Raw genomic sequence first — 23933 nt, 5'->3', positions numbered from 1 at the left:
GATGAGGAAGCGAGCCGCTTACAGCACGTCGCTCGCGTGGTCGGCCAGGCGCGAACGCTCGCCGCGCGCCAGCGTCACGTGGCCGCTGTGCGCCCAGCCCTTGAAGCGGTCGACCACATAGGTCAGGCCGCTCGACCCTTCGGTCAGGTAGGGTGTGTCGATCTGCGCGATGTTACCCAGGCACAGGATCTTGGTGCCGGGACCGGCACGCGTGACCAGGGTCTTCATCTGCTTGGGCGTCAGGTTCTGCGCCTCGTCGATGATGAGGAACTTGTTGACAAAGGTACGGCCGCGCATGAAGTTGAGCGACTTGATCTTGATGCGCGAGCGGATCAGGTCTTGCGTTGCCGCGCGGCCCCAGTCGCCGGCGTCCGTGTCGGACTTGTTCAGCACTTCCAGGTTGTCGTCGAAGGCGCCCATCCACGGCGACATCTTCTCTTCCTCGGTGCCCGGCAGGAAGCCGATGTCTTCGCCCACCGGCACCGTCACGCGGGTGACGATGATCTCGTTGTACAGCTTGGTCTCGAGCACTTGCGCCAGGCCCGCGGCCAGGGCCAGCAAGGTCTTGCCGGTGCCGGCCTGGCCGAGCAGGGTGACGAAATCGCATTCCGGGTTCATCAGCAGGTTCAGCGCGAAATTCTGCTCGCGGTTGCGCGCGGTGATGCCCCAGACGCTGTTCTTGTTGTGGCTATAGTCGCGCAGCACCTGCAGGACCGCGGTCTTGCCGTTCAGTTCCTTCACTTGCGCATAGAACGGGCTTTCGCCGGCGCCGCTCGGCTCGAAATAGACGAACTGGTTCAGCAGCAGGGTCGGGATCACCGGGCCGTTGACGCGGTAGAAGGTGGCCGAGTTGCCGTTCTTGTTTTCCTGCCAGGATTCCACATTCTTGCTGTGGGTTTCCCAGAAGTCGTTCGGCAACTGGACGATGCCGGAGTACAGCAGGTCGGTATCTTCCAGCACGTGGTCGTTGAAATAATCCTCGGCAGGCAGGCCCAGCGCGCGGGCCTTGATGCGCATGTTGATGTCTTTCGACACCAGCACGATCGCACGGTCCGGCTGTTCCGCTGCCAGGGCCTTGACCACGCCGAGGATCTGGTTGTCGGCCTTGCCGACCGGCAGGCCTTCGGGCAACAGGGGACCGTTTTGCAGCCGGGTCTGGAAGAACAGGCGGCCTTTCGCATCCTTGTTGCCCAGCTTGGCCAGCTCGATGCCGGCCTCGATCGCGTCGTCGTCGATGTTGGCGATCAGGGCGTCGAGCGTGCGCGACACCTGGCGCGCGTTGCGCGCCACTTCCGACATGCCCTTCTTGTGGTCGTCGAGTTCCTCGAGCGTCATCATCGGCAGGTAGACGTCGTGTTCCTCGAAGCGGAACAGGCTGGTCGGGTCGTGCATCAGCACGTTGGTATCGAGCACGAACACCTTCGTGCTGCCGGACTTGTCGGCCTTGCGGCTGGCGGAGGACTTGACGTTGACCTCGACCGGCTTGTGCTTGACCGGATGCGGTTGCTCCTGGTCGGTTTCCTTGAGCTTGGCGACAGTGCCGGTCTCACGCGCCGGCCAGGTCGACGAGTCGGCCTGGGGGGAGGGCACGGCGGCCAGCGGCGCTGCCTTTCCCTTGCGGGCGCGGGTGGATTTGGCAGCGGGAACGGCTTTACCGCTGATGAGGTCTTCGACTGGATCGGCCTCGACCGGCGCTGCGGCAACCGCGCGCACGGGAGACTTGCCCGCTTGGGCTTTCGGGTATTCGTTCACCGGCAACAGCGTGGCCGGCTTGGTAGGCATTTTTGGTAGTGGCATCAGGTTCTCAATCTAAAAAAGTGGAGGACGCCTGCGGAGATGCAGCGGCGGCGCACAGCGCGCCGGCAGGCAGAGTTAGATGCAACTGGAAACGTACTTGGAGGTGCGGGCCAGGGCCACTCGGGTCCTGGCAGGCAGCCAGATTGGAATGATGCTTGTTTAAAACGTGTTGACTCAAAATGAAGGGTTCGTCCAGCAAGTTGATCGAGCGGAGCTGCCCCTCAAGGCTGGCTCTTCACAAATTCCAGCACTTCATCGACGTGATCGTTGACCTTCACGCCACGCCATTCTTTCACCAATCTGCCGTGAGCGTCAACGACAAACGTACTGCGCTCGACCCCCCGGACTTGCTTGCCGTACATGTTCTTGTTCTTCATGACGCCGAACTGGTTGCACACCAGTTCGTCCGGGTCGGAGATCAGTTCGAAGGGCAGGCCGAGCTTGGATTTGAAGCCTTCGTGCGAGCGCAGCGAATCGCGGCTGATGCCATACACTTCAGCGCCGGCGGCCAGGAATTCGTCGTGGCGGTCGCGGAAGGCCATGCTTTCCGTGGTGCAGCCGGGCGTATTGTCCTTCGGGTAGAAATACAGCACCGTGTACTTTGCCGGGCGCCCGCCAAGCTGGAAGGTCTGGTCGCCGGTCATGGCGGCGGAAAAGTTTTCGAGGGTTGCTGTGCTGGGGCTGTCGGCCACGGGGTTCTCCTGAACAGGTATTGATGCAAGATCTGGGGCAGGATTGGTCGCTCGCCATCCTGTACCCTCACATCATAATCGGCCATCGACACCGCTGCCAGTCTAGCATGTCAACTCATCAATAGCTGTTTCGATATGTGGACGAATCGTGATAGTTCAAGACGGCAACAACGAGCGGCAGCAGGGCTCGCCAGGCGGCTCAGGCCCCTCAGGTTCCCGTATCGATGATCAGCGCCAGCGTCACCTTGCGGCCTTCGCCCATCAGCACATTGTAGGTGCGGCAGGCGGCCTTGCTGTCCATCGACTCGACGCCGACGTGGCGCGCGGACAAGCTGGCGACCAGGCGCGGGTGGACGAAGCGCTGGCGCTCGCCCGTGCCGAGGATGACGACGTCCGGCGCATCCGCAGCAATTTGCTCGAAATGACGGGCTTCGAGATCCTCGAAACGGCTCACTTCCCATGGGCGCGGCTCGGTCTCCGGCATCACGATCAGGCTGTATTCGAAGCGCTGGGCATTGATTTCCACGCCGCTGGCATCGTAGCCGGTGACGGTCTGGTATTGTTGGTTGTTGTCGGAATGGAGCTTCATCTGGAAGGTGGATCGCTGTGGGCGGAACGGGTACACATTGTAAGCTTTTCGGCAGCTTTGCTGTAGCCACGCTGCCCGCGCCCGGTAAGGTTGCTTAAATTGTGCGCTTTCGGCAGAATGGGTATTTTTCGCACTGCAACAATGCAGGCCCGCCAAGGAAAAATTTTGCGACCGATCCTGAAATCGAACAAGCTCGACGACGTCTGCTACGAAATCCGCGGCCCCGCCCTGGCGCAAGCGCGCCAGATGGAAGACGACGGCCACAAGATCATCAAGCTCAACATCGGCAACCTCGCCGTGTTCGGTTTCGATCCGCCGGACGAGATCATGCAGGACATGATCCGCAACATGCCCAGCGCAGCCGGCTATACGGACTCGAAGGGCCTGTTTGCGCCGCGCAAGGCGGTCATGCACTACACCCAGCAAAAGAAGATCACCGGTGTCGGCATCGACGACATCTACCTCGGCAATGGCGCTTCCGAGCTGATCGTGATGGCGATGCAGGGCCTGCTCAACAATGGCGACGAAGTACTGGTGCCGGCCCCGGATTATCCGCTGTGGACGGCGGCCGTCAGCCTGGCCGGCGGTGCTCCGGTGCACTACATTTGCGACGAGCAGGCCGACTGGATGCCGGACATTGCCGACATGCGGCGCAAGATCACGCCCAACACGCGCGCCATCGTCGTCATCAACCCGAACAACCCGACCGGCGCGCTGTATCCGCGCGCGGTGCTGCTCGAGATCGTCGAGCTGGCGCGCCAGCATGGCCTGATCATCTACGCCGACGAAATCTACGACAAGGTGCTCTACGACGGGCACCAGCACGATTCGATCGCCTCGCTGGCGGACGACGTGCTGTTCGTGACCCTGAACGGCCTGTCGAAAAACTACCGTTCCTGCGGCTACCGCGCCGGCTGGATGGTGGTCTCGGGCGAAAAGCGCCATGCGAAAGACTATATCGAGGGCCTGAACATGCTGGCCTCGATGCGCCTGTGCGCGAATGCGCCGGGCCAGTTCGCGATCCAGACCGCGCTCGGCGGCTACCAGAGCATCGACGACCTGGTCGGCCCCGGCGGGCGCCTGCTCAAGCAGCGCGACCTCGCGCACAAATTGCTCACCGACATTCCGGGGGTGTCCTGCGTCAAGCCAAAAGCGGCGCTGTACATGTTCCCGCGCCTGGACCCGGCGATGTATCCGATCGCCGACGACCAGCAATTCATTTGCGAACTGCTGGGCGAGGAAAAGGTCTTGCTGGTACAGGGCACCGGTTTCAACTGGACCGCGCCCGACCATTTCCGCCTTGTATTCCTGCCCAACTCCGACGACCTGACGGTTGCCTGTGCGCGCATCGCACGCTTCCTCGACGGCTATCGACGGCGCCACGCGCGTTAACCCTATTCTGAAACGAACATGAAATCCATCAAAGTTGGCCTCCTCGGCATCGGCACCGTCGGAGCCGGCACCTTCAACGTCCTCCAGCGCAACCAGGAAGACATCCGCCGCCGCGCCGGCCGCGGCATCGAAATCACGATGGTCGCCGCCCGCAATACCGAGCGCGCCGCGCGCATCATTGGCGCCGACGGCGGCGCCTGCCAGGTCGTCGACGATCCCTTCCTGGTGGTGGACAGCCCCGACGTGCAGATCGTCGTCGAGCTGATCGGCGGCTACGAATTGCCGCGCGAACTGGTGCTGCGGGCGATCGCCAACGGCAAGCACGTGGTCACCGCCAACAAGGCGCTGCTGGCGCTGCACGGCAACGAAATCTTTGCCGCCGCCCAGGAAAAGGGCGTGATGGTGGCCTTCGAGGCGGCCGTCGCCGGCGGCGTGCCGATCATCAAGGCGCTGCGCGAAGGCCTGACCGCCAACCGCATCGAATCCGTCGCCGGCATCATCAACGGCACGACCAATTTCATCCTGTCGGAGATGCGCGACAAGGGGCTCGACTTCGAGGTCGTGCTCAAGCAGGCCCAGGAACTCGGCTATGCCGAGCTCGACCCGACCTTCGACATCGAAGGCGTCGATGCGGCCCATAAGCTGACCATCATGTCGGCGATCGCCTTCGGCATCCCGGTGCAGTTCGACCGCGCCCACGTCGAGGGCATCAGCGCGCTGCAGGCGGTCGACATCCGCTATGCCGAGGAGCTCGGCTACCGCATCAAGCTGCTCGGCATCACGCGCCGCACCCGGGTCGACGGCGCCGAGGGCATCGAACTGCGCGTCCACCCGACCCTGATCCCGACCCAGCGCCTGATCGCCAACGTCGAAGGCGCCATGAACGCCGTGCTGGTCGAGGCCGACGCGGTCGGCTCTACCCTCTATTACGGCAAGGGCGCAGGTGCAGAACCGACCGCGTCAAGCGTCATCGCCGACCTGGTCGACGTGACGCGCCTGGCCACCGTCGACCCGTATTGCCGCGTGCCGCACCTGGCCTTCCAGCCGAACGAGATGACCGACGTGGCGATCCTGCCGATGTCGGAGATCACGACCAGCTACTACCTGCGCGTCCACGTGAACGACCAGCTCGGCGTGATGGCCGACCTGACCCGCGTGCTGGCCGACGCCGGCATCTCGATCGACGCCGTGCTGCAGAAGGGCACGCGGGGCGGCGCCCGCACCGACATCATCATGATCACGCACCAGACGCAGGAAAAGAAGGTCGACGCGGCCATCGCGCGCATCGAAGCCCTCGGCTCGGTGGTGGGCAAGGTGATCCGGATCAGGCTCGAGACCTTGAGTTAATGCGTGCGCTACTGCGGCGTGCGCTGCTGCGGCGTGCGCTGCTGCGCCCCGGCCGCTAGGACCGTTTGCCCGGACAGGGTGGGCGGCTGAGCTCGACGAGGAACTCGGTGGCGAATTCGTCGACGAGCGGCGCCGGCAGGGCGTCGTCGTCGAGCGAAGCGGTGGTCAGGGCGAGCAACTCCTGCTCGAGCTCTTCAAACAGCGCGTCTTGCGCGCCGTGCTGGGTGGATTGGAGGTTGGGCGAATTCATCCGAGCATTCTACTCACGCTGCAGTGCACAACAAGACGCGCCCGCCAACTCTTTGTGTAGCGTCAAGCGTCTTTCCTGCGGCCATGCTAGCTGCTGCCCCAAACAAAGATACACTTGTCAATGGTTAGACGGAAGGTATCGTCAGCCGCCCCTCGCGGTAGCAGTTCATGCACCGTCGACGGCATGGTGATGAGCCAGGGTAATAAACGGTTGTTTCTACCTTGACGCCATTGTAGATTATGCATCCCCACACAATCGGGCCTTCTTCCGCATGAGCCAGCCGAGTCAATTTTCCCTGTTGTCGCAGCGCCGGTTTGCGCCGTTCTTCTGGACCCAGTTCCTGGGCGCCTTCAACGACAACCTGTTCAAGACGGCGCTGCTGGTCGCCTTGACCTACGACGCGCTGTCCTGGACCACGCTCGAGCCCGGCTTCCTCAACAACCTGATTCCCGGTCTGTTCATCCTGCCATATGTCGTGTTCTCGGCAACGGCCGGCCAGATCGCCGACAAGGTCGAGAAGGGCAAGCTGGCGCGCTTCGTCAAAATGCTGGAAGTGGCGATCATGCTGATCGCCGGCATCGGCTGGATGACCCATACGCTATGGCTCCTGATCGCGGCCGTGGTCGGCATGGGCCTGCACTCGACGCTGTTCGGTCCGGTGAAGTATGCCTACCTGCCGCAGCACCTGAAACCGGAAGAACTGGTGGGCGGCAACGGCGTCGTCGAGATGGGCACCTTTGTCGGCATCCTGCTGGGCGAAGTGGCGGGCGCCTTGCTGGTTGCCCACAAACCCTTCGGCATCGAACTGGTCGCCGGCGCCAGCCTGCTGATGGCGCTGATCGGCCTGGCGGCGAGCTGGCGCATCCCGGCCTCGCCGGCGCCGGCGCCGGAACTGCGCATCAACCACAATTTCCTGGCGGAGTCGGTACGCAACCTGCGCTTCTCCGCACAGAACCGCACCGTGTTCCTGTCGATGCTGGGCAACTCCTGGTTCTGGTTCTATGGCGCGCTGGTGCTGTCGCAGTTTCCCGTGTACGCCAAGGATTACCTGCATGGCGACCACAGCGTCTTCGTGCTGCTGCTGACGGTGTTTTCGCTGGGGATCGGCATCGGTTCCCTGTTGTGCGAAAAACTGTCGGGCCGCAAGGTCGAGATCGGCCTGGTGCCCTTCGGCTCGATCGGCCTGTCGGTCTTCGGCATCGACCTGTATTTCGCCAGCGAAGCTTATTTGAGTACCGCCACGAACACGGCGGCGGTCGACGCCTTCGCGCTGCTGGCGCTGCCCGGCAGCCTGCGCATCCTGGCCGACCTGGTGTTGATCGGGGTGTTCGGCGGCTTCTTCATCGTGCCGCTGTTCGCGCTGATCCAGACGCGCTGCGACCCGAAGCACGTCTCGCGCACGATCGCGGGCATGAACATCCTGAATGCCTTCTTCATGGTGGCGGCGGCCGGCGTGGCGATCCTGCTGCTGGGGCAGGGCTTCTCGATCCCCCAGATGTTCCTGGTGACGGCCCTGCTGAACGCGGCGGTGGCGGTCTACATCTTCTCGCTGGTGCCGGAATTCCTGATGCGCTTCCTGGCCTGGCTCCTGATCCATACGATCCACCGGGTGCACACGGTGGACGTCGAGCGCATTCCCGACGCGGGACCGGCGGTGCTGGTCTGCAACCACGTCAGCTATGTGGACGCGATCGTGATCGGCGCCGCCAGCCCGCGCCCGATCCGCTTCGTGATGGACCACCGCATCTTCAGGACACCCTTCCTCGGCTGGATCTTCCGTACCGCGAAAGCGATCCCGATCGCGCCGGCCAAGGAAGACCCGTTCATGATGGAGCGCGCCTTCGTCGACATCGCCGAGGCGCTGCACAACGGCGACCTGGTCTGCATCTTCCCGGAAGGAAAGCTGACCTCGACGGGCGAGATGAACGCGTTCCGCGGCGGCATCGCCAGGATCGTCGAGCGCAGCCGGGTGCCGGTGATCCCGATGGCCTTGCGCGGCTTGTGGGGCAGCGTCTTCACGCGCGACCCGGGCAACCTGTTCGAGCGCTCCTTCGCGCGCGGCTGGCGCTCGAAGCTGGCGCTCGCGGTCGGGGTGCCGGTGCCGCCGCAACAGGCTACGCCCGAGTACCTGCACGAGCAGGTGCGCACCTTGCGCGGCGATTGGAAGTAAGGCACTGGCATAGGGTGCAGGGCCGCGGCGTGTGACAAAAACCCAAGAAAAAATTTCTGTCTCAGGTATAATTGCAGGCTAGTCGGGGCGTAGCGCAGCCTGGTAGCGTACTTGCATGGGGTGCAAGGGGTCGGAGGTTCGAATCCTCTCGCCCCGACCAATAGAATCAAGGAAAAAGGCCAATCTTCGGATTGGCCTTTTTCTTTTTCGCTCGCTGCCGCCTGATTGGCCCGGATGCCGTTCGATGCGCGTTCTGGAGCCTTGCCTGTGCTCGTCCGCCCGGCCGGGCCGCTGCCCGGGCGGATCGGGGCGTGCCAGCGGCACCACTGCGGCCCGTTTCGCTTCATCAATAATTTGCCATTTTATTGTTCGAGCCAAATAAAGTTCCCAATTCTCATCAATTGTCTGCATATCCTTCGATCGGGAGCAAGGATCGATGCTGCTGCCGGCTTGTTTGCCATGGTCCGGCTCGCTTAGATTGGTGCGTGCCGTCGATGGCCGCGTCCGCGGCGCTGGCGGCCTACCCATTTCGAGGAGCACGAAGATGAAGACGATGTGGTTGTCCTTGTCGGAGCTGGTTCGTCCAGCATCCGCAGCGCGCGCCGTACCGCGGCGCTCGCGCCGCGCCTGGCTGGCTGCCGGGGCGCTGGCCCTGTCGAGTCTGTCCCTGCCGTTCGGTGCCGTCCAGGCCCAGCCGGGCAGCTGGGATCCCAGCCAGCAATGGGTCGGTACCTGGGGGACCGCGCCGGCGGGCCCGCCGCTGGCGGCGGACCTGCAGACCTTTAACGACCAGACCTTGCGCCTGATCGTCCACACCAGCATCGGCGGCACCCAGGTGCGCATCCGCGTGTCGAACGAACTCGGCACGACGCCGCTGCGGATCGGCGCCGCCCGTGTCGCGCGGCGCGGGGCGGGGGCGGAGATTGCCGCCGGCACCGACCGGGTGCTGACCTTCAGCGGCCAAACCTCGATCACGATCCCGGCCGGCGCGCCGGTGCTGTCCGATCCGGTCAACCTCGACGTGCCGGCCCTGTCCGACCTGGCGGTCAGCCTCTACCTGCCGGGACAGGTGCAGGCCACCACCATCCACGGCTCGGCCTTCCAGACCAACTACGTGTCGCTGCCCGGCGACTTCACGGGCGCGGCCACGCTGCCGACCCAGCGCACCATCACCTCCTGGCCCTTCCTGACCGAAGTCGACGTCAGCAGCCCCGGCGGTGGCGCCATCGTGGCACTCGGCGATTCCATCACCGACGGCGCCGTGACGACCATCGACGCCAACCGCCGCTGGCCCGACCTGCTGGCGCTGCGCCTGCAGACGACGCGCGACCAGGCCGGCAACACCGGCTTGCGCGCACTCAACAGCCGGCTCGGCGTCGTCAATCGCGGCATCGGCGGCAACCGCCTGCTGCGCGACCCCGGCACGCAACCCTTGTTCGGCCGCGCCGCGCTGGCGCGTTTCGACCGCGACGTGCTGGCTACCGCAGGCGTGCGCTACCTGATCGTCCTGATCGGCATCAACGACATCGGGCATCCGGGCAGCGGCTCGGCTCCCGCGAGCGAAGCGGTGACGGCGCAAGACCTGATCGCCGGCTACCGCCAGCTGATCGCGCGCGCCCACGCAAAGGGCATCCCGGTCTACGGGGCGACGCTCACGCCTTTCGAGGGAACGGTCTTCCCCGGCTATTACACGCCGCAGAAAGAAACCGTGCGCGAGGCCGTGAACAACTGGATCCGCAGCAGCGACGAATTCGATGCCGTCATCGATTTCGACCGCGCCGTGCGCGATCCGGCGCACCCGACGCGCATGCTGCCCGCCTATGACAGCGGCGACCACCTGCATCCGAACGACCTCGGCATGCAGGCGATGGCGAATGCCATTCCGCTCGAGCTGTTCCGCGGCGCCGGCACGGCATCGCTGAAGGCGGTCAAGGAGCGGGTCAAGTAAAGGCCCCGGCCTGGCCGCATGCGACTGCGGCCAGGCCTGAAGAAGTCAAGCCCGGCCTGGCCGCGTCCAGGCCGGCGCTTCCGTGATCGGCCGTATTCCCTGGTCGGTCGCATTCCCTAGCCGGCCGGCATTTCCTCCCTGATTCGATAGCGCTCGGTCTGCTTTAGCAGGCTGCACACGGCGTCGGCCACCTGGCTGGGCGCGAGTTTTTCCATGCAGTCGTGGTGTCCTTCCGGGCACACGCTGCGATGGCAGTAGCGGCAGCCGACGTCGTGGTTCAGGACGCGGCTCGGCACCCGCCACGGCGTGTGCTGCGGATTGGTCAGGGCATACAGGTCGACCACCGGCGTGCCGACGGCGGCGGCAAGGTGCGCCGGCCCCGTATTGTTGCTGACCACGAGCGAGGACTGGGCCAGCAGCGCGCCCAGTTCGCCGAGCGTCAGCTGCCCTGCCAGCGAATGGACGCGCGCATCTTCGGGTAGGGCGATGCCGTCGATCAGCGCCATTTCGTGGGCGCCGCCGGTCAGCACCAGCGGGCAGGCGACCCGTTCGTGGAGCGTGCGGATCAGGGTGGTCCAGTGGCGCTGTGGATAGCGCCGCGCCGGTGCGCTGGCGCCGGGGTGCAGCACCAGCCAGCGTCCGGCCGGATCGATCCCGAGGCGGCGCAGCCGGGCCCGCACCGCGGCCATGTCGGCGGCCAGCGGCAGGAAGGACAGGCGCTCGTCCTGCACCTGCGCGCCGAGGTGGCGCACGAGGTCGAGCTGGCGCTGCACTTCGTGCCGGACGAAGGCACCGGGCTCGGGATCGGCGATCCAGTCGGTCAGCAGCTGGTAGGGCTTTTCCCGGCAGTAGGCGGCGCGCAGCGGAATCCCGGCCAACTGGCATAGCAGCGCGGCGGGCAGGGCGCTCTGGCTATAACAGGTAAAGATGACGGCGCCGTCGAAGCGCTGCCTGGCGAGCGCGCCGATCTGCTCGATGTGCCGCTCCGGCGGGGCCGCGCTGCTGCTTTTCATCCATGGCGCTTCGTAGGCCAGCACGCTGTCGACGTCGGGCAGGTGGGGAGCGAGCGCCGCGCCCGCCGGCGAGGTAAGCAGGGTCAGGCGGCGCTCCGGATGCTGGGCGCGCAGGGCGCGCATGGCCGGCGTGCACATCAGCACGTCGCCGAGCGAATCGAGGCGCACGCACAGCAGGTGGGCGGCATGGTTCCAGTCGTTGTTCATTGTTCGTGGTGGCTGGCGATCAGGACGGCCGCGGCGTACAGGTCGGGCGCCATGCGGGTAGGGACGCGGCGCGGTCCGAGCCGCCATTCGGTTTCGTTGCCGTTGTCGAGCAGGACCGTACGGCACCCGGCGCGGTTGCCGGCCTCGACGTCGTGCAGGATGTCGCCGATCATCCAGGAACCGCGCAGGTCGATGCCGTGCAGGGCGGCCGCTTTCAGGAGCAGGCCGGGCATCGGTTTGCGGCAATGGCAGTCGATCGCGTAGGGCGCGACGGTGCCGCGCGGATGATGGGGACAATAATAAAAGCCGTCGAGCGTGAGGTTTTCGCGAAACAGCAGGTCCGCCAGGCGGTCGGCCACCCCGCGCAGGGCGTCTTCCGCAAAGCGTCCCTCGGCCACGCCGGACTGGTTGCTGACGACGAAGAAGCGGTAGTCGAGCCGGGCCAGCAGGCGCAGGGCGGGGCCGGCGCCGCTTGCCAGGCGCATGCGGCGCGGCTCCACGTTGTACGGCAGGTCCTCGATGAGCGTGCCGTCCTTGTCGAGAAAGATCGCTTTCATGTCAGGGCCAGGAGGTTTCGCGCATCGGCAGCACGGTCAGTTCGGCAATCACCGTTTCCTGCGGCATCAGGAGCACCGAGCGGATGGCCTCGGCCACGTTGACGGGGTCTTGCAGGCCGGCCGGGTCGAGATCGGGAAAACGTTCGAGCAGGAAGGGCGTGCGCATGCCGCCGGCCACCACTGCGGTGACGCGGATGTTGTGGGCGCGCAGTTCGGCGTGCAGCGCATGCGACAGGCCGAGCAAACCCCACTTGCTGGCGTGGTAGGCCGCCGCATTCGGCCAGGCACGCTTGGCCGCCGTCGAGGCGACGTTGACGATGTGGCCGCCCCCCAGCTCGCGCATCAGGGCGCAGGCATGCTTGGCCAGCAGGAAGGGGCCGTTCAGGTTGGTATCGATGACGCGCAGCCAGTCGGCCACGGACAGTGCCTCGACCGGCAGCGTGACGTCGGTGCCCGCGTTATTGATCAGGACGTCGAGGCGGCCCATGACTTCGGCTGCCTCGGCGACCGCGCGCCGCACCGCATCCGGGTCGGCCACGTCGAAGGCGATCGTGTGCACGCGGCCGCCGAGAGCATGCAAGGGCGCGGCCGCCGCGTCCAGGCGCGCCTGGCGGATGTCGGTGGCAACGATGTCGGCGCCGCAGCCTGCCAGGACCCTTGCCAGCGCCGCGCCCAGGCCGCTGGCGGCGCCGGTGATGAAGACGGTCTTGCCGCGCAGCGAAGGGGCCGCCGTGGAGTGCGCTTGCGCGCGTGCCTGCGCGTGCTGCTGCGCCCCTAGTCCATCGTCCTGGCCGGTGTGTTGCCGTCCTTGCTGGAGCTGCGCGTCCTGTGGTTGTTGCGTCGAATCCATGTGTGCTCCTAAAGGGTGGGAAGGCTTGAAGGGGCGGTGGCGCGGTGCTCGTCGAGGACGGCTGCGTACACGGCAGCGGCCTGGCTGGCGACCGCGCGCCAGGTGTAATGGCGGTAGGCGCGGCGCAGGCCTTCCTCGCCCATCCGGCGCGCCAGGGCCGGGTCGGCATGCAGCTGCGCCAGCCGCTCGGCCAGCGCGCGCGGGTCGCGCGACGGAATCAGGAAGCCGGTCACGCCATCGACCACCGTGCTCTTGATGCCGCCGACTTCGGAGCCGACCACGGGGCGGGCGCAGGCCATCGCCTCGACCGGCGTGATGCCGAAGGGCTCGTACCAGGGCGTGGTGACGAATACATCGGCGGCGCTGTAGTAATGGCGCAGGGCCGCGCGCGCTTGCTGGCCGACGAAGCGCACCCGCGTCGCGATGCCGAGCCGGCGCGCCAGTTCCTGCAGGCGCGCCACTTCCGGGTCGCCGGCGCCGTCCGCGCCATCGCCGGTTCGGCCGTCCGGCCGGACATGGTCGCCGCCGACCACCAGCAGCAGGGCGTCGATGCCGTGGCGGTCGCGCAGCATGGCCAGGCCGTGGATCACGGTGTCGACACCCTTGCGCGGAACCATGCGCCCGAGCTGGAGGATCGTGAAACCGGTCCCAGCCAGCCCGAGCCGGGCGCGCGCCTGCGCCTGCGGCACCGGCCACAGTTCTTCGGGGTCGAAGCCACAGGGAGCGATCGTGATGCGCGAGGCCGGGGCGCCATACAGCTGCTCCATGTCGAGCCGGTCCTGTGCGCACTCGGCGATGATGCGGTCGGCCCGGCGCATCAGCATGGTTTCGATGCGCGCCCGCTCGGGCGGGAAGGCGTCGGCGGCGCCCTGGGCCAGGCGGCGCACATGACCGAGGGCGTGGAAGGTGATCACGAAGGGAATGCCGAGCGTGTCCTTCAGGTGCTCGGCCACCATGCCGGACATGAAGAAATTCGCGTGGACGAGGTCGTAGGGGACCGCCTGGCGCCGCGCGAACCGGGCGACGAAGCGGGCGAAGTCGGGAATGAAGGGGAGCATCTGCTCTTTCGGCACATGGCGCGCCGGTCCCGCCGGGACGTGAATGACGCGGACATTGTCGAACAGGTGCACGGGGTGGCGCTGGGCCGGCGCGTCGCGCCGCGTAAAAATGTCCACCAGATGACCGGCCAGCGCCAGCTCGCGCGCGAGGTTGGCCACGTACACGTTCTGGCCGCCGCAGTCGACGCTGCCGGGCGCGGCCAGCGGCGAGGCGTGGTCGCTGATGAGAGCGATGCGCCGCGGCGCGGCGCCGGCCGGCGTGCCCGCAGGGTGTTCATTGAGTTTCATGCATCCCTCCGGGCTAGCCTGCGTGACCGGTGACGTAGCGCAGCGCGGCATCCCAGTCGGCGCTGAAGCGGTCGATCGAAAAGCGCTCCTGGGCCCGGCGCCGTGCCGCCTGCCCCAGGTCGCGCGCCAGCGACGGGCTGCGCAGCAGCTCGCGCATGCAGCCGTGCAGGCGGTCGACCCTGGTGTCGATGAAGCCGTTGGCGCCATCGTCGATCACGGTCGCCATTTCCGCCGTCGCCAGCGCGACCACGGGCACGCCGGCCATCATGGCTTCGATGACTGCCAGGCCCAGGCTCGAATAGCGGATCGGACTGAACAGGAAACGGTAGCGCGCGGCAAAAGCGGGCAGCTCGGCGTGCCGCACTTCGCCGATGCCGCCCAGTTCTTCGGCGGCCATGCCGACCAGGTCGAGCGGCAATTGCGCGCGTGCCTCCAGGAACAGGTCGGGGCCCATGCGCCGCCCGCGCCGCGCCAGGTGGTTGCTGATCACCAGTCCGCGCTCGAGCGTGCCGAGGTAGCGCACCCCGTGCGGAATCAGGACGCCGTGCTCGATGACGCGCGTCGGCGTGCGCCTGTTGTCCCACATCAGGTCGTTGAAGGGCGTAACGTGCACCAGCAGCACGTTCGGGTCGTCGACCAGGTGCGGCGTGTCGGTCGGATGCCCGCGCGGCGGATCGTGTTCGAGGTAGATGCGCGGCAACGCGCGCTGCGCGGCCGTCAGCCAGGCGTACTGGTCCTGTTCCCATTGGTGGTCGTCCTGGAACAGGATGCAGTCGAATTGCTGTTCGCGTGCGGCCTCGACGGGAAGGTCGTGCACGTTGTCGCCCCATGGGATATGGCCGCAGCGCCCGCCATAGCCGGGCGGGCGCCCGGGTTTCGAGAGCACGAAGAATTCGTGCGGAGCCTGCGACAGGTAGTACAGGTAGCTGCCGTGGGTATGCCAGGTCAGGACGTTGAGTCGGCGCATGGGAGCCTCAGGTCAAACGGACGCGGTAGCGGATGGCCCCGACCAGGCGCCAGAAGACGGCCAGCGGAGGGATCAGGGCCGAGGTGACGATCATGTCGAGCACGTGCAGGACGGTGTGGCGACTGCGGCTGCGGGCGCTGCCGCGCAGGCGCCGGACACACAGCCGCGCCGTCAGCGCCAGCCAGGCCAGGCCGGCAAGGAGGGCGGCGGTGCCGGCGCCGGCCAGCAGGGCAGCGAGCGCGACCGGCAGGGCCAGGGTTGCCAGGTAGTAGTCGAGCGGGGGCGTGGCGCCGATTTTTTCGCGGTACAGCTGCGGATGCTTCTTGTAGAGCAGGGCGTCGGACACGGCCCGCCGGGTCTGCGCGAGGCTGGCGCCCCAGGGCGCCGGCGGTACCGGCTGCACCACGACGGCCTCGGGCGCGCCCACGATGCGCGCTCCCATGCCCAGCAGGCGAAAGTGCAGGTCGGCGTCGCCATGGCTGGACTGTTCGAAACGCTCGTCGAAGCCCGCGAGCGCTTCGAGCAGGTGCTTGCGGCAGAAGCAGTTGGTGCTGCACAGCCCGGGCGACGTGGCCGGACCGGCAGGGGCGGCAGTTGCGGGCGCAATGCCGGGCGCATGCGGGTCGACGCGGCCGCACAGCACGTCGACCTCGTTGCCGAAGCCGGCAAGGCCCTGCGCCAGCCAGCCGGGCGCGGGGACGCCGTCGTCGTCGAGGAAGGCGACGATCGGCGCCTGCGCCGCGCGCCAGCCGAGGTTGCGCGCCGCCGCCGGGCCGTGCCGGCCGGCGTTGGGCAGGTAGACCAGCCGCGGGCCGCGCTCGAGCGTGCGGGCGCGCCAGCCTGCCACCAGGCGCAGGGTGTTGTGGTTGGGCTCGTCATCGACGACGATGACTTCGACGCTGGCGGCGGACAGGGTCTGCCGCGCCAGTGCATCGAGGCAGCGGTCGAGCAGGTCCATGCGGCCGCAGGTCGGCACCACGACGGAGATGGCGATCGTGGTACTGCCTGCTGCTGACGTCTCTTTCGGCATGCCTCCTCCGTGGTGAATACCTGACTCAAGTCGATACCGCGTGCAACCGGGGTGCAGCCGGAGCGCCGTCGGGCAAGCGCCGCCGGGCAAGCGCAACCAGGTAAACCCAAGCAAGCCCGGCTAGGTCACCCTGTCCTTGTCCATCCGCTGCTGGAGCAGCCACAATCGCGCGTAGATGCCGTGCTGGCGCAGCAGTTGCGCATGCGTGCCGCGTTCGGCGATGCGGCCGCGGTCCATGACCACGATCGCATCGGCGTTCACGATCGTCGACAAGCGGTGCGCGATGATGAGAGTGGTTCGATTGCGCGACAAACGGTCGAGTTCCAGGCTGATCGCGTGTTCTGAATCTGCGTCAAGGGCCGACGTCGCTTCATCGAAGATGAGGATCGGCGGATCCTTCAGGATGGCGCGCGCAATCGCAATGCGCTGCTTTTCGCCGCCGGAAATGTTGACGCCGCGTTCCCCTACCGGGGTGTCGTATTCCTGGGGCAGGGAGACGATCAGGTCGTGCAGGTGGGCGGCGCGGCAGGCGGCGACAACCTCCTCGCGCGTGCTGCCGATGCGCCCGTAGGCGATGTTGTTGCCGATGGTGTCGTTGAAGAGCGCGGTGTCCTGCGGCACGACGCCGATCGCCGCGCGCAGGCTGCTGGCGGTGACGGCGCGGATGTCCTGGCCGTCCACCAGGATGCGTCCGCTTGCAGGCTCGTAATAGCGCAGCAACAGCCGCGCCAGCGTCGACTTGCCGGAGCCGCTGCGCCCGACCACGGCCAGCGTGGTCCCGGGTTCGATGCGCAGGCACAGGTCGACCAGCACGGGCCGGGCCGGCTCGTAGTGGAAGCTGACGTGGTCGAACACGATTTCGCCGGGGCCGGCGCGCAGCGGCGGGGCGGCCGGCACATCCTCGATCTCGGGGCGTTCGCGGAGCAGGGCGAACAGGCGCTCGGTATTGACCCAGGCGTCGCGCGCCTCGCGGTAGACGAAGCCGAGCGCATTGAGCGGCAGGCAGACCTGCAGTGCATAGGCGTTGATCAGGACCAGGTCGCCCACGCTCATGCGCCGGGCCATGACCGCCTGGCCGGCCAGCAGCATGATCGCCCCGACGCCGAGCGCGATGATGGCGCTCTGGCCCACGTGGAGCTTGAACAGCGCGCGCGCGTTGCCGGTACCGGCCGCGCGCCAGTCGCCCATGATGGAGGCGAAACGGCGCGCCTCGAAGGCTTCGTTGGTGAAGTACTTGACGGTGTCGTAGTTGATCAGGCTGTCGGCCAGTTGTCCCTTGGCGTGCGAATCGAGCTTGTTGACGCGGCGCTGGTAGACCACGCGGCGCGCCGTGAAGACCAGGGTGAAGCCGGCGTAGACGAGGAAAGTGAGCAGGATGATGGCGGCGAAGCTTGCCTGGTACCGGCTGAGCATGATCGCCAGCACGAGGCCGATTTCGACCAGCGTCGGCACGATCGTGAACAGGCCTACGCCAAGCAGGAAGGCGATGCCGCTGGTGCCGCGGTCGATGTCGGGCAGCAGGCTGCCCAGCTTGCGCCGCGCGTGGAAGCGCGGGCCCAGGGCGTGCAGGTGGGCGAAGGTTTTCTGTGCATAGGCCGACACCGCCGTCAGGGTCACGCGCACGAACAGCAGGTCGCGCAGTTCGTTGAACAGGGTCGAGGAAAAACGCAGCAGCGCGTAGCCGGCCAGCAGGTAGACCGGCAGGCGGGCCGGCATGGCGCCGGGCGCGAACACGTCGATGATACGCTTGAGCAGCAGGGGCACGGCCACCGTGGCCAGCTTGGCCACCAGCAGCAGGACGACGGCAAGCACGATGCGCCAGCGGTAGCGCCCGAGCACCGCCCACAACTCGGTGCTGATGCGCGTGGCCGCGACGGTGTCGGTTGCCCCTGTCATTCCCGGTTCTCCTGGCTGTACGGGTTTGACCAGCCGGAGGGCGTTTGCATCACGCGCGAAAACTGTGATGGCTCAAATACTGCTCAGTTATTTCAGGGAACCGGGAGAGACACGCCGCGCGCCACCCTGCGGCCTGCCGCGGCCCCTGTGCGCGCCTGATGATGCTTGAAGGTTGAAGGATTTATCCTACAGGGGAGGGCCAGTCCCGACAGGGGGCAAAGCGGCTTGGACCAGGCAATGACAGCGCCCGGCTGTGTTCGCGGCGGGCGCGCCGAGACCCCGGCTGCAGGGTCGCACAGCCGGGGTCTCGCAAATGGGTGAAGGCGCGCGCTTGTTTATTTACGCGAAAAACCGGTGTCGTCATCCATCTTGCGGTCGCCGGCCAGCTTGTTGGCGCCGGCCGGGCTGGCCGGATAGCCGCCGGCAGCGTCGTTCGACTGGTGCACGCCGGGCCGGTTCTGCTGCCCGCCCGCGCCCGGCAGGTCGGCCGGGTTTTCGCTGGCTGGCCCGCTGTTGCCCGGGCTGCGCGGCAGGCCGCCGGCCAGGTCGTTCGATTGGTGCACGCCGCCGGGGTCCTGGCTGCCGATCTCGCGCCCCTCGGCGCCGGTCTGCGAGCCGCCGCGGTCGGTGCTCTGCCGGGCGCCGCTGTCGGTGCCGCCCTGCGCCGAGCCGGCGCCATGCTGGCCACTGCCGTGCTGCCCGGACTGCGGCGCCTGCCGGGGCGGGTCGGACTGCATCGAGAGGCCGGCGCCGTGGTGGTGGCCGAGCGAGCCGCCCTGTAATTCCGGCTGGCGCGGATCCTGCGGATTCATGCGCTGCGCCGCCTGGGTATTGCCGGCGTGCGCACCCTCGTGCCGAAGCAGGTCGGTGCCGCTGTCGGCGGGGCGATGGCCGACCGGCAGTTCAAGCAGGCCATAGGCGCCCGAACGCTGCTCCATCTGGCGCTGGTGGCTGTCGGTGATGCCCTGGGTCGGTCCGCTGCCGCCGCTCTGCTGCGACTGCATCGAGCCGCCCGGCACGTCCCACACCTCGCCCTCGTCGGTCCAGGGGCCGGGACCCATGCCGCTTTGCTGGGTGCCCATCTGGTCGATGCCCTGGTGGCCCTGCTGCTGCGACGCCCCCTGCGGATAGGTATGGTCGAGCGGGGTGTCGGGCGCGGTCTTGCCCTTGGCGTTCTTGTTCCACTTTTCGTTGCCACCGTTATTGGTCTGATTGTTCATTTCGCTGCGTTGATTCGCGTCCATGTTCTTTCCTTTCCAAAACGTGATGTCGCGGATGGCGCTGCCGTCCGAGCGCTGCTGGCGCCACATGATCCTGCCATGATGCGCGCGTCCTTGTCGTTTCAGTATAGGAAGACGCAGCGGTAGTGTGTAGGACGATAACTGATGGGATTCATGTCCAAAAGAATCCTATTGCAGAGGTGCATTTTCTGTCGCCTGTAGTCCTACAAGGTCATCTGAAAATGTCCTATACCCTCATCTAATGCGCATGCCTAAGATGAATTCAACCGGTCGCTCATCGGCGCAGTAAAGGATGGGCGGGGGTACAGCCTGCCGCACGACGCGGCGGTTTCATAAGTGAACAGGGAGAACACCATCATGGCTTCGAGCAATCAAGGTAACAAGCAAGGCGGTAATCAGTCGAACAGCCAGAGTGCCGGCGGCGGCACCCGTAACCGTGGTTTCGCATCGATGGATCCGCAGCGCCAGCGCGAAATCGCCAGCCAGGGCGGCAAGGCCGCTCACCAGAAAGGGACTGCACACGAATTCACCTCCGAGGAAGCACGCCGCGCTGGTTCTATGAGCCACGGCAACCGTCAATCGGCCAATGCCGGCTCGGGCAGCAGCTCGCGCAGCTCGTCGAAGGGCGGCAGCCGCGGCGGCTCGAAAGAGTAAGCCGGACGTGCAGCTTGCCGGCCGCGGCCTGCGGTCGGCAAGAGCGCGGAGCGATGAGAACGAACGGGGAGCGCAGCTCCCCGTTTTCTTTCCAAAGGCACACAAATAGGCTAGGGGATGGGGTAGAATCGCTGCGCCTTTTTAACTATCCCTGAGGAACATCGTCGTGAAAGAAGCGGTCATTCGTCAAGTCAAGAGCATGTCCATGTCGTGCGATCGCGTCGGCAATTCCCTGCTCGCGAAATTCTCTACCCAGGGCGCGAGCGACATCGGCCTGCACATTCCTGCTTCCATCGTTTTCTGGCTGCTCAAGCACCTGCCGGTTAACCAGGACCCGCGCCTGCAGCCGCCGCCGGCGCCGCCCGAGATCACCCAGCAGGACTGGGACAACCCGAACGTCCCGCGCGCGCTGTCGCTGAACTGCCGCGAACTGCCGGGCAAGCTGCGCATGGCGTTCAACCTCGACCGCGAGCCGAACCTGGTCCTCGTGCTCGACCGCAGCAACGTCGAACTGATGCGCCAGATCCTGGTACTGTACAGCCGCGAACTGATCGACCTCGACGCCTGAGCACGGGACGTGCGCTGCCCATGGGCCCGGCGCGTGTGCCCTATCATGCGTCGCTCCCTGCCCACCCTATGCTCTACTTTGTGAACCGGCCAACAGAGGACCCGCCATGCCTATCAAAATCAGCCAGCATTTCGATTCCGGCGCCATCGAGGTGGTGCAAGCGTCGAACCCGAAAGCGATCGACCTGAACCTGCGCCGCGACAATAACGCGGACATCCACCAGTGGTTCCACTTCCGCCTGCAGGGCGCGCGCGGGCAGGCCTGCACGATCCGCTTCCTGAATGCCGGCCAGGCAACCTATCCGAAGGGCTTCGAGGATTACCAGGTCGCGGCGAGCTACGACACCGAGAACTGGTTCCGCGTGCCGACCAGCTTCGACGGCCAGGTGATGACGGTCAATCACACGCCTGAACTCGACAGCATCTATTACGCCTATTTCGAGCCCTATACCTGGGAACGCCACCTGCGCCTGCTCGGCGAAGTGGCGGAGAACCCGGTCGCGCGCGTGCACGATATCGGCACCACCGTCGACGGGCGCGACATGAACCTGGTCGTGATCGGCAACCCGGCAGCCGAGAAAAAGATCTGGGTCATCGCACGCCAGCACCCGGGCGAGACCATGGCCGAATGGTTTGTCGAAGGCATGATGGACGCGCTGCTCGACGAAGCCAACCCGGTCGCCACCAAACTCTTGCAGCGCGCCGTGTTCTACATCGTGCCGAACATGAACCCGGACGGCTCGGTGCGCGGCAACCTGCGCACCAACGCGGCCGGCGCCAACCTGAACCGCGAGTGGATGACGCCTTCGCTCGAGCGCAGCCCGGAAGTGCTGTGCGTGAAAAACAAGATCCACGAAACGGGCGTCGACATGTTCTTCGACATCCACGGCGACGAGGCGCTGCCGTACAACTTCGTGGCGGGCAACGAGATGCTGGCCGATTTCACGCCCGAGCGCGAAGCACGCCAGAAGGCCTTCGTCGCGCAATACATGGCGGCCAGCCCGGACTTCCAGAACGTCTACGGCTATGCGGCCAGCAAGTACAACGAAGAACTGCTGACGCTGGCGTCGAAGTACATCGGCCACACCTTCAAATGCCTGTCGCTGACGCTGGAAATGCCGTTCAAGGACAACGCCAACCTGCCCAACAGCCATACCGGCTGGAACGGCGCGCGCAGCGCGGCCCTGGGCGCGGCGATCCTGCAGCCGATCCTGCAATCGCTGGATTGACCGGGTGGCTGTCGAAATCGAGCGCAAGTTCCTGGTCGTCGGCAGCGCCTGGCGCACGCTCGGCCAGGCAAGCCTGCTGCGCCAGGGCTACCTCAGCGACGATCCCGAGCGCACGGTGCGCGTGCGCATCGAAGGGGAGGTGGCGCGGCTGACGATCAAGGGCAAGAACCGTGGCGCCACGCGCGGCGAATGGGAGTACCCGATTCCCGTGCCTGAGGCTGCGGAACTGCTCGACGGCCTGTGCCTGCAGCCGCTGGTGGAAAAAATCCGCCACCGGATCGCCGCCGGCGCCCACACCTGGGAAGTCGACGAGTTCCTCGGCGCCAACGCCGGGCTGGTCGTGGCCGAGATCGAACTTGCCTCGGAAGAGGAGGCCTTCGACAAGCCCGACTGGATCGGCCAGGAAGTCACCCACGACCACCGTTATTTCAATTCGAACCTGATTCGCCACCCGTATTCCGCCTGGAAGGATCCTGCATGACCCAACTCACCCGGCGCGCAGCGCTTGCCTTGACGCTGGTCCTCGGTAGCGCGGCACTGTTCCCGGCCGCCGCCGCGGCTGCCCCGCATTCCGCCGCTGCCCCGTATTTCCCGCCGAGCGGGGAGTGGGCGCGCAAGCAGCCCGCCGCGCTGGGCATGGATGCGGCAGCCCTGGCCGCCGCCGTCCAGTACGCGCAGAGCCACGAGACCGAACGCGCGCTCGACTTTTCCGACCAGGAAGCGACCTTCGGCACGCGCCTCGGCTCGATGCCGACGCGCCGCGCCCGCACCAATGGCGTGGTGATCTACAAAGGCTATGTCGTGGCCGAGTTCGGCGACACGCGTTTTGTCGATCCGACCTATTCGGTGGCCAAGAGCATGCTGGCCACGGTTGCCGGCGTGGCCGTGCGCGACGGGCGTATTGGAAAGCTCGACGAACCCGTGGGCCAGCGGGTGCAGGACGGTGGCTATGCGTCGCCGCGCAATGCCCAGGTGACCTGGAAGCAGCACCTGCAGCAGGAAACCGAGTGGGAAGGCAGCATGTGGGGCAAGAACGCCGACTTCATCGGCAAGGAGGCCTTCGGCGCCGGCGAACGCAAGCCGCGCGAGTTGACAGCCCCGGGCAGCCACTACGAATACAACGACGTGCGCATCAACCGCTTTGCGCTGTCGCTGCTGCGCGTGTTCGACAAGCCGGTGCCGGAAGTGTTCCAGGAGCAGGTGATGGACGTCATCGGCGCCTCCAGCAGCTGGAAATGGGTGCCTTACACCAATAGTTATGTCGAACTGAACGGCAAGCAGGTGCCGTCCGTCAGCGGCGGCACGCGCTGGGGCGGCGGCATGTGGATCGATTCCTGGGACATGGCGCGCTTCGGCTACCTGTGGCTGCGCGGCGGCGCCTGGAACGGCAAGCAGGTACTGCCGTCCGGCTACGTGAAGGAAGCGCTCACGCCGAGCGCGCACGGCCCGGATTACGGCTACCTGTGGTGGCTCAACACCAAAGGCAAGAACCTGCCGGGCCTGCCCGCGAATGCCTTCGCGGCACTCGGCGCCGGCAGCAACACGATCGTCGTCTCGCCCGACCACGACCTGGTGATCGTCTGGCGCTGGCACAGCGGTAATTCGGCCGAATTTGCCAAGCGGGTGATTGCGGCGATCCGCTGATGGCGCGGCAGGTGTGAGTCCATCGTGGCGTCCTCGGAGGCGCCATTTTTTAGGCGCTGTTCGCGCTAAGTGTGGAATCTTCGCATACGGCTGAGGTCCAACCTGGACCCAACCATGCCGGAGGCGCCATGCAAGCACGTCCCTTCAAGCAATTGCTCACCCGTATTGCCTCGTTGACGCGGCGCCAGCGCGAACAATTGCTCGGCTTGCTGCTGCCCGCAGCGAAACTCGACAAGGTGGCCGACCTGGTCGAGCAGGCCAGCGCGGCCAGGCTGGCTTGCCCGGCGTGCGGGTCCCAGCAGCTGTACCGCCACGGACGGGCCAATGGCCTGCAGCGCTATCGCTGCAAGGAATGTGGGCGCACCTGCAATGCCCTGAGCGGCACGGCGCTGGCGCGCCTGCGCCACAAGGAGCGCTGGCTCGATTACCTGAACACCATGCTCGACTCGCGCAGCGTGCGCCGCAGCGCCGTTGACCTCGGCGTGGCCGGCGCCACCAGTTTTCGCTGGCGCCACCGCTTCCTGAGTACGAGCAAGCACGACCGGGC

At 66.3% G+C, this 23933-nt stretch carries 22 protein-coding genes and 1 tRNA gene; 11 read left to right on the top strand and 12 right to left on the bottom strand.

Annotated elements, in window-relative coordinates:
- Nucleotides 1-18 precede the first annotated feature (18 nt).
- From ACFPAH_RS03845 to ACFPAH_RS03835, 3 genes are all read right to left on the bottom strand, one after another.
- A complete protein-coding gene (locus tag ACFPAH_RS03845; protein ID WP_379740905.1) occupies nt 19-1797 on the bottom strand; it encodes a PhoH family protein in 1779 nt (592 codons plus the stop codon).
- Nucleotides 1798-2018: 221 nt separating this feature from the next.
- Nucleotides 2019-2489 carry a peroxiredoxin gene (locus tag ACFPAH_RS03840; protein WP_379740902.1) on the bottom strand — a complete coding sequence of 157 codons (471 nt, stop codon included), beginning with the start codon at nt 2487-2489 and terminating at the stop codon, nt 2019-2021.
- Nucleotides 2490-2697: 208 nt separating this feature from the next.
- Nucleotides 2698-3078 carry an Mth938-like domain-containing protein gene (locus ACFPAH_RS03835; RefSeq protein ID WP_379740899.1) on the bottom strand — a complete coding sequence of 127 codons (381 nt, stop codon included), beginning with the start codon at nt 3076-3078 and terminating at the stop codon, nt 2698-2700.
- Between the two features lie 165 nt (nt 3079-3243).
- On the opposite strand from ACFPAH_RS03835, the gene ACFPAH_RS03830 reads away from it, so the two are divergent.
- Together ACFPAH_RS03830 and ACFPAH_RS03825 are read left to right on the top strand one after the other, a co-directional pair.
- A complete protein-coding gene (locus ACFPAH_RS03830) occupies nt 3244-4470 on the top strand; it encodes a pyridoxal phosphate-dependent aminotransferase (protein WP_379740896.1) in 1227 nt (408 codons plus the stop codon).
- Between the two features lie 18 nt (nt 4471-4488).
- A complete protein-coding gene (locus ACFPAH_RS03825) occupies nt 4489-5817 on the top strand; it encodes a homoserine dehydrogenase (RefSeq protein ID WP_379740893.1) in 1329 nt (442 codons plus the stop codon).
- A 55-nt stretch (nt 5818-5872) separates the two neighbouring features.
- Here ACFPAH_RS03825 and ACFPAH_RS03820 read toward each other — a convergent pair whose 3' ends face one another.
- Nucleotides 5873-6067, bottom strand: a complete 195-nt coding sequence (locus ACFPAH_RS03820; RefSeq protein ID WP_379740890.1) for a hypothetical protein — start codon at nt 6065-6067, stop codon at nt 5873-5875.
- 271 nt (nt 6068-6338) lie between these two features.
- Here ACFPAH_RS03820 and ACFPAH_RS03815 point away from each other — a divergent pair, with 271 nt between their 5' ends.
- From ACFPAH_RS03815 to ACFPAH_RS03805, 3 genes are all read left to right on the top strand, one after another.
- A complete protein-coding gene (locus ACFPAH_RS03815; RefSeq protein ID WP_379740887.1) occupies nt 6339-8237 on the top strand; it encodes an MFS transporter in 1899 nt (632 codons plus the stop codon).
- A gap of 83 nt (nt 8238-8320) precedes the next feature.
- A tRNA-Pro gene (locus ACFPAH_RS03810) sits at nt 8321-8397 on the top strand.
- A 384-nt stretch (nt 8398-8781) separates the two neighbouring features.
- Nucleotides 8782-10185 carry an SGNH/GDSL hydrolase family protein gene (locus ACFPAH_RS03805; protein WP_379740883.1) on the top strand — a complete coding sequence of 468 codons (1404 nt, stop codon included), beginning with the start codon at nt 8782-8784 and terminating at the stop codon, nt 10183-10185.
- A 116-nt stretch (nt 10186-10301) separates the two neighbouring features.
- Here the strand turns inward: ACFPAH_RS03805 and waaF are convergent, their stop codons facing one another.
- The 8 genes from waaF to ACFPAH_RS03765 form a co-directional block, all read right to left on the bottom strand.
- The gene (gene waaF, locus ACFPAH_RS03800; protein ID WP_379740880.1) at nt 10302-11405 is read right to left on the bottom strand and encodes a lipopolysaccharide heptosyltransferase II; all 1104 of its coding nucleotides are present in this window, start codon (nt 11403-11405) and stop codon (nt 10302-10304) included.
- Nucleotides 11402-11962, bottom strand: a complete 561-nt coding sequence (locus ACFPAH_RS03795; protein WP_379740878.1) for a D-glycero-alpha-D-manno-heptose-1,7-bisphosphate 7-phosphatase — start codon at nt 11960-11962, stop codon at nt 11402-11404. The genes waaF and ACFPAH_RS03795 overlap by 4 nt, the downstream gene beginning before the upstream one ends.
- A gap of 1 nt (nt 11963) precedes the next feature.
- Nucleotides 11964-12812, bottom strand: a complete 849-nt coding sequence (locus ACFPAH_RS03790) for an SDR family oxidoreductase (RefSeq protein WP_379740875.1) — start codon at nt 12810-12812, stop codon at nt 11964-11966.
- 8 nt (nt 12813-12820) lie between these two features.
- Nucleotides 12821-14158: a glycosyltransferase gene (locus tag ACFPAH_RS03785; RefSeq protein ID WP_379740872.1), complete on the bottom strand. Its 1338-nt coding sequence runs from the start codon at nt 14156-14158 to the stop codon at nt 12821-12823.
- A 13-nt stretch (nt 14159-14171) separates the two neighbouring features.
- Nucleotides 14172-15125, bottom strand: coding sequence for a glycosyltransferase family 4 protein (locus ACFPAH_RS03780; protein ID WP_379740869.1), 954 nt, complete (start codon nt 15123-15125; stop codon nt 14172-14174).
- A gap of 7 nt (nt 15126-15132) precedes the next feature.
- The gene (locus ACFPAH_RS03775; RefSeq protein ID WP_379740866.1) at nt 15133-16155 is read right to left on the bottom strand and encodes a glycosyltransferase family 2 protein; all 1023 of its coding nucleotides are present in this window, start codon (nt 16153-16155) and stop codon (nt 15133-15135) included.
- A 120-nt stretch (nt 16156-16275) separates the two neighbouring features.
- The gene (locus ACFPAH_RS03770) at nt 16276-18051 is read right to left on the bottom strand and encodes an ABCB family ABC transporter ATP-binding protein/permease (protein WP_379740863.1); all 1776 of its coding nucleotides are present in this window, start codon (nt 18049-18051) and stop codon (nt 16276-16278) included.
- A 335-nt stretch (nt 18052-18386) separates the two neighbouring features.
- Entirely contained in the window at nt 18387-19295 is a 909-nt protein-coding gene (locus ACFPAH_RS03765; RefSeq protein ID WP_379740861.1) for a hypothetical protein, read from the bottom strand.
- 354 nt (nt 19296-19649) lie between these two features.
- On the opposite strand from ACFPAH_RS03765, the gene ACFPAH_RS03760 reads away from it, so the two are divergent.
- The 6 genes from ACFPAH_RS03760 to ACFPAH_RS03735 form a co-directional block, all read left to right on the top strand.
- Nucleotides 19650-19946, top strand: coding sequence for a KGG domain-containing protein (locus ACFPAH_RS03760; RefSeq protein WP_379740858.1), 297 nt, complete (start codon nt 19650-19652; stop codon nt 19944-19946).
- A 205-nt stretch (nt 19947-20151) separates the two neighbouring features.
- Nucleotides 20152-20514: a hypothetical protein gene (locus tag ACFPAH_RS03755; RefSeq protein ID WP_379740855.1), complete on the top strand. Its 363-nt coding sequence runs from the start codon at nt 20152-20154 to the stop codon at nt 20512-20514.
- Between the two features lie 106 nt (nt 20515-20620).
- The gene (locus tag ACFPAH_RS03750; protein WP_379740852.1) at nt 20621-21742 is read left to right on the top strand and encodes a M14 family metallopeptidase; all 1122 of its coding nucleotides are present in this window, start codon (nt 20621-20623) and stop codon (nt 21740-21742) included.
- A gap of 4 nt (nt 21743-21746) precedes the next feature.
- Complete coding sequence (locus tag ACFPAH_RS03745; protein WP_379740849.1) at nt 21747-22223, top strand: CYTH domain-containing protein; 477 nt, start codon at nt 21747-21749, stop codon at nt 22221-22223.
- Entirely contained in the window at nt 22220-23386 is a 1167-nt protein-coding gene (locus tag ACFPAH_RS03740) for a serine hydrolase domain-containing protein (RefSeq protein ID WP_379740846.1), read from the top strand. The genes ACFPAH_RS03745 and ACFPAH_RS03740 overlap by 4 nt, the downstream gene beginning before the upstream one ends.
- Nucleotides 23387-23514: 128 nt before the next feature.
- Nucleotides 23515-23933 (top strand): transposase-like zinc-binding domain-containing protein (locus tag ACFPAH_RS03735; protein WP_379740843.1); only part of this gene is annotated, 419 nt, incomplete at its 3' end.

Source organism: Massilia sp. GCM10023247 (assembly GCF_042653325.1).
Classification (GTDB): domain Bacteria; phylum Pseudomonadota; class Gammaproteobacteria; order Burkholderiales; family Burkholderiaceae_D; genus Telluria.
Note: the sequence above shows the minus strand (reverse complement) of the source record. Positions and strands in the feature narration are given on the sequence as shown.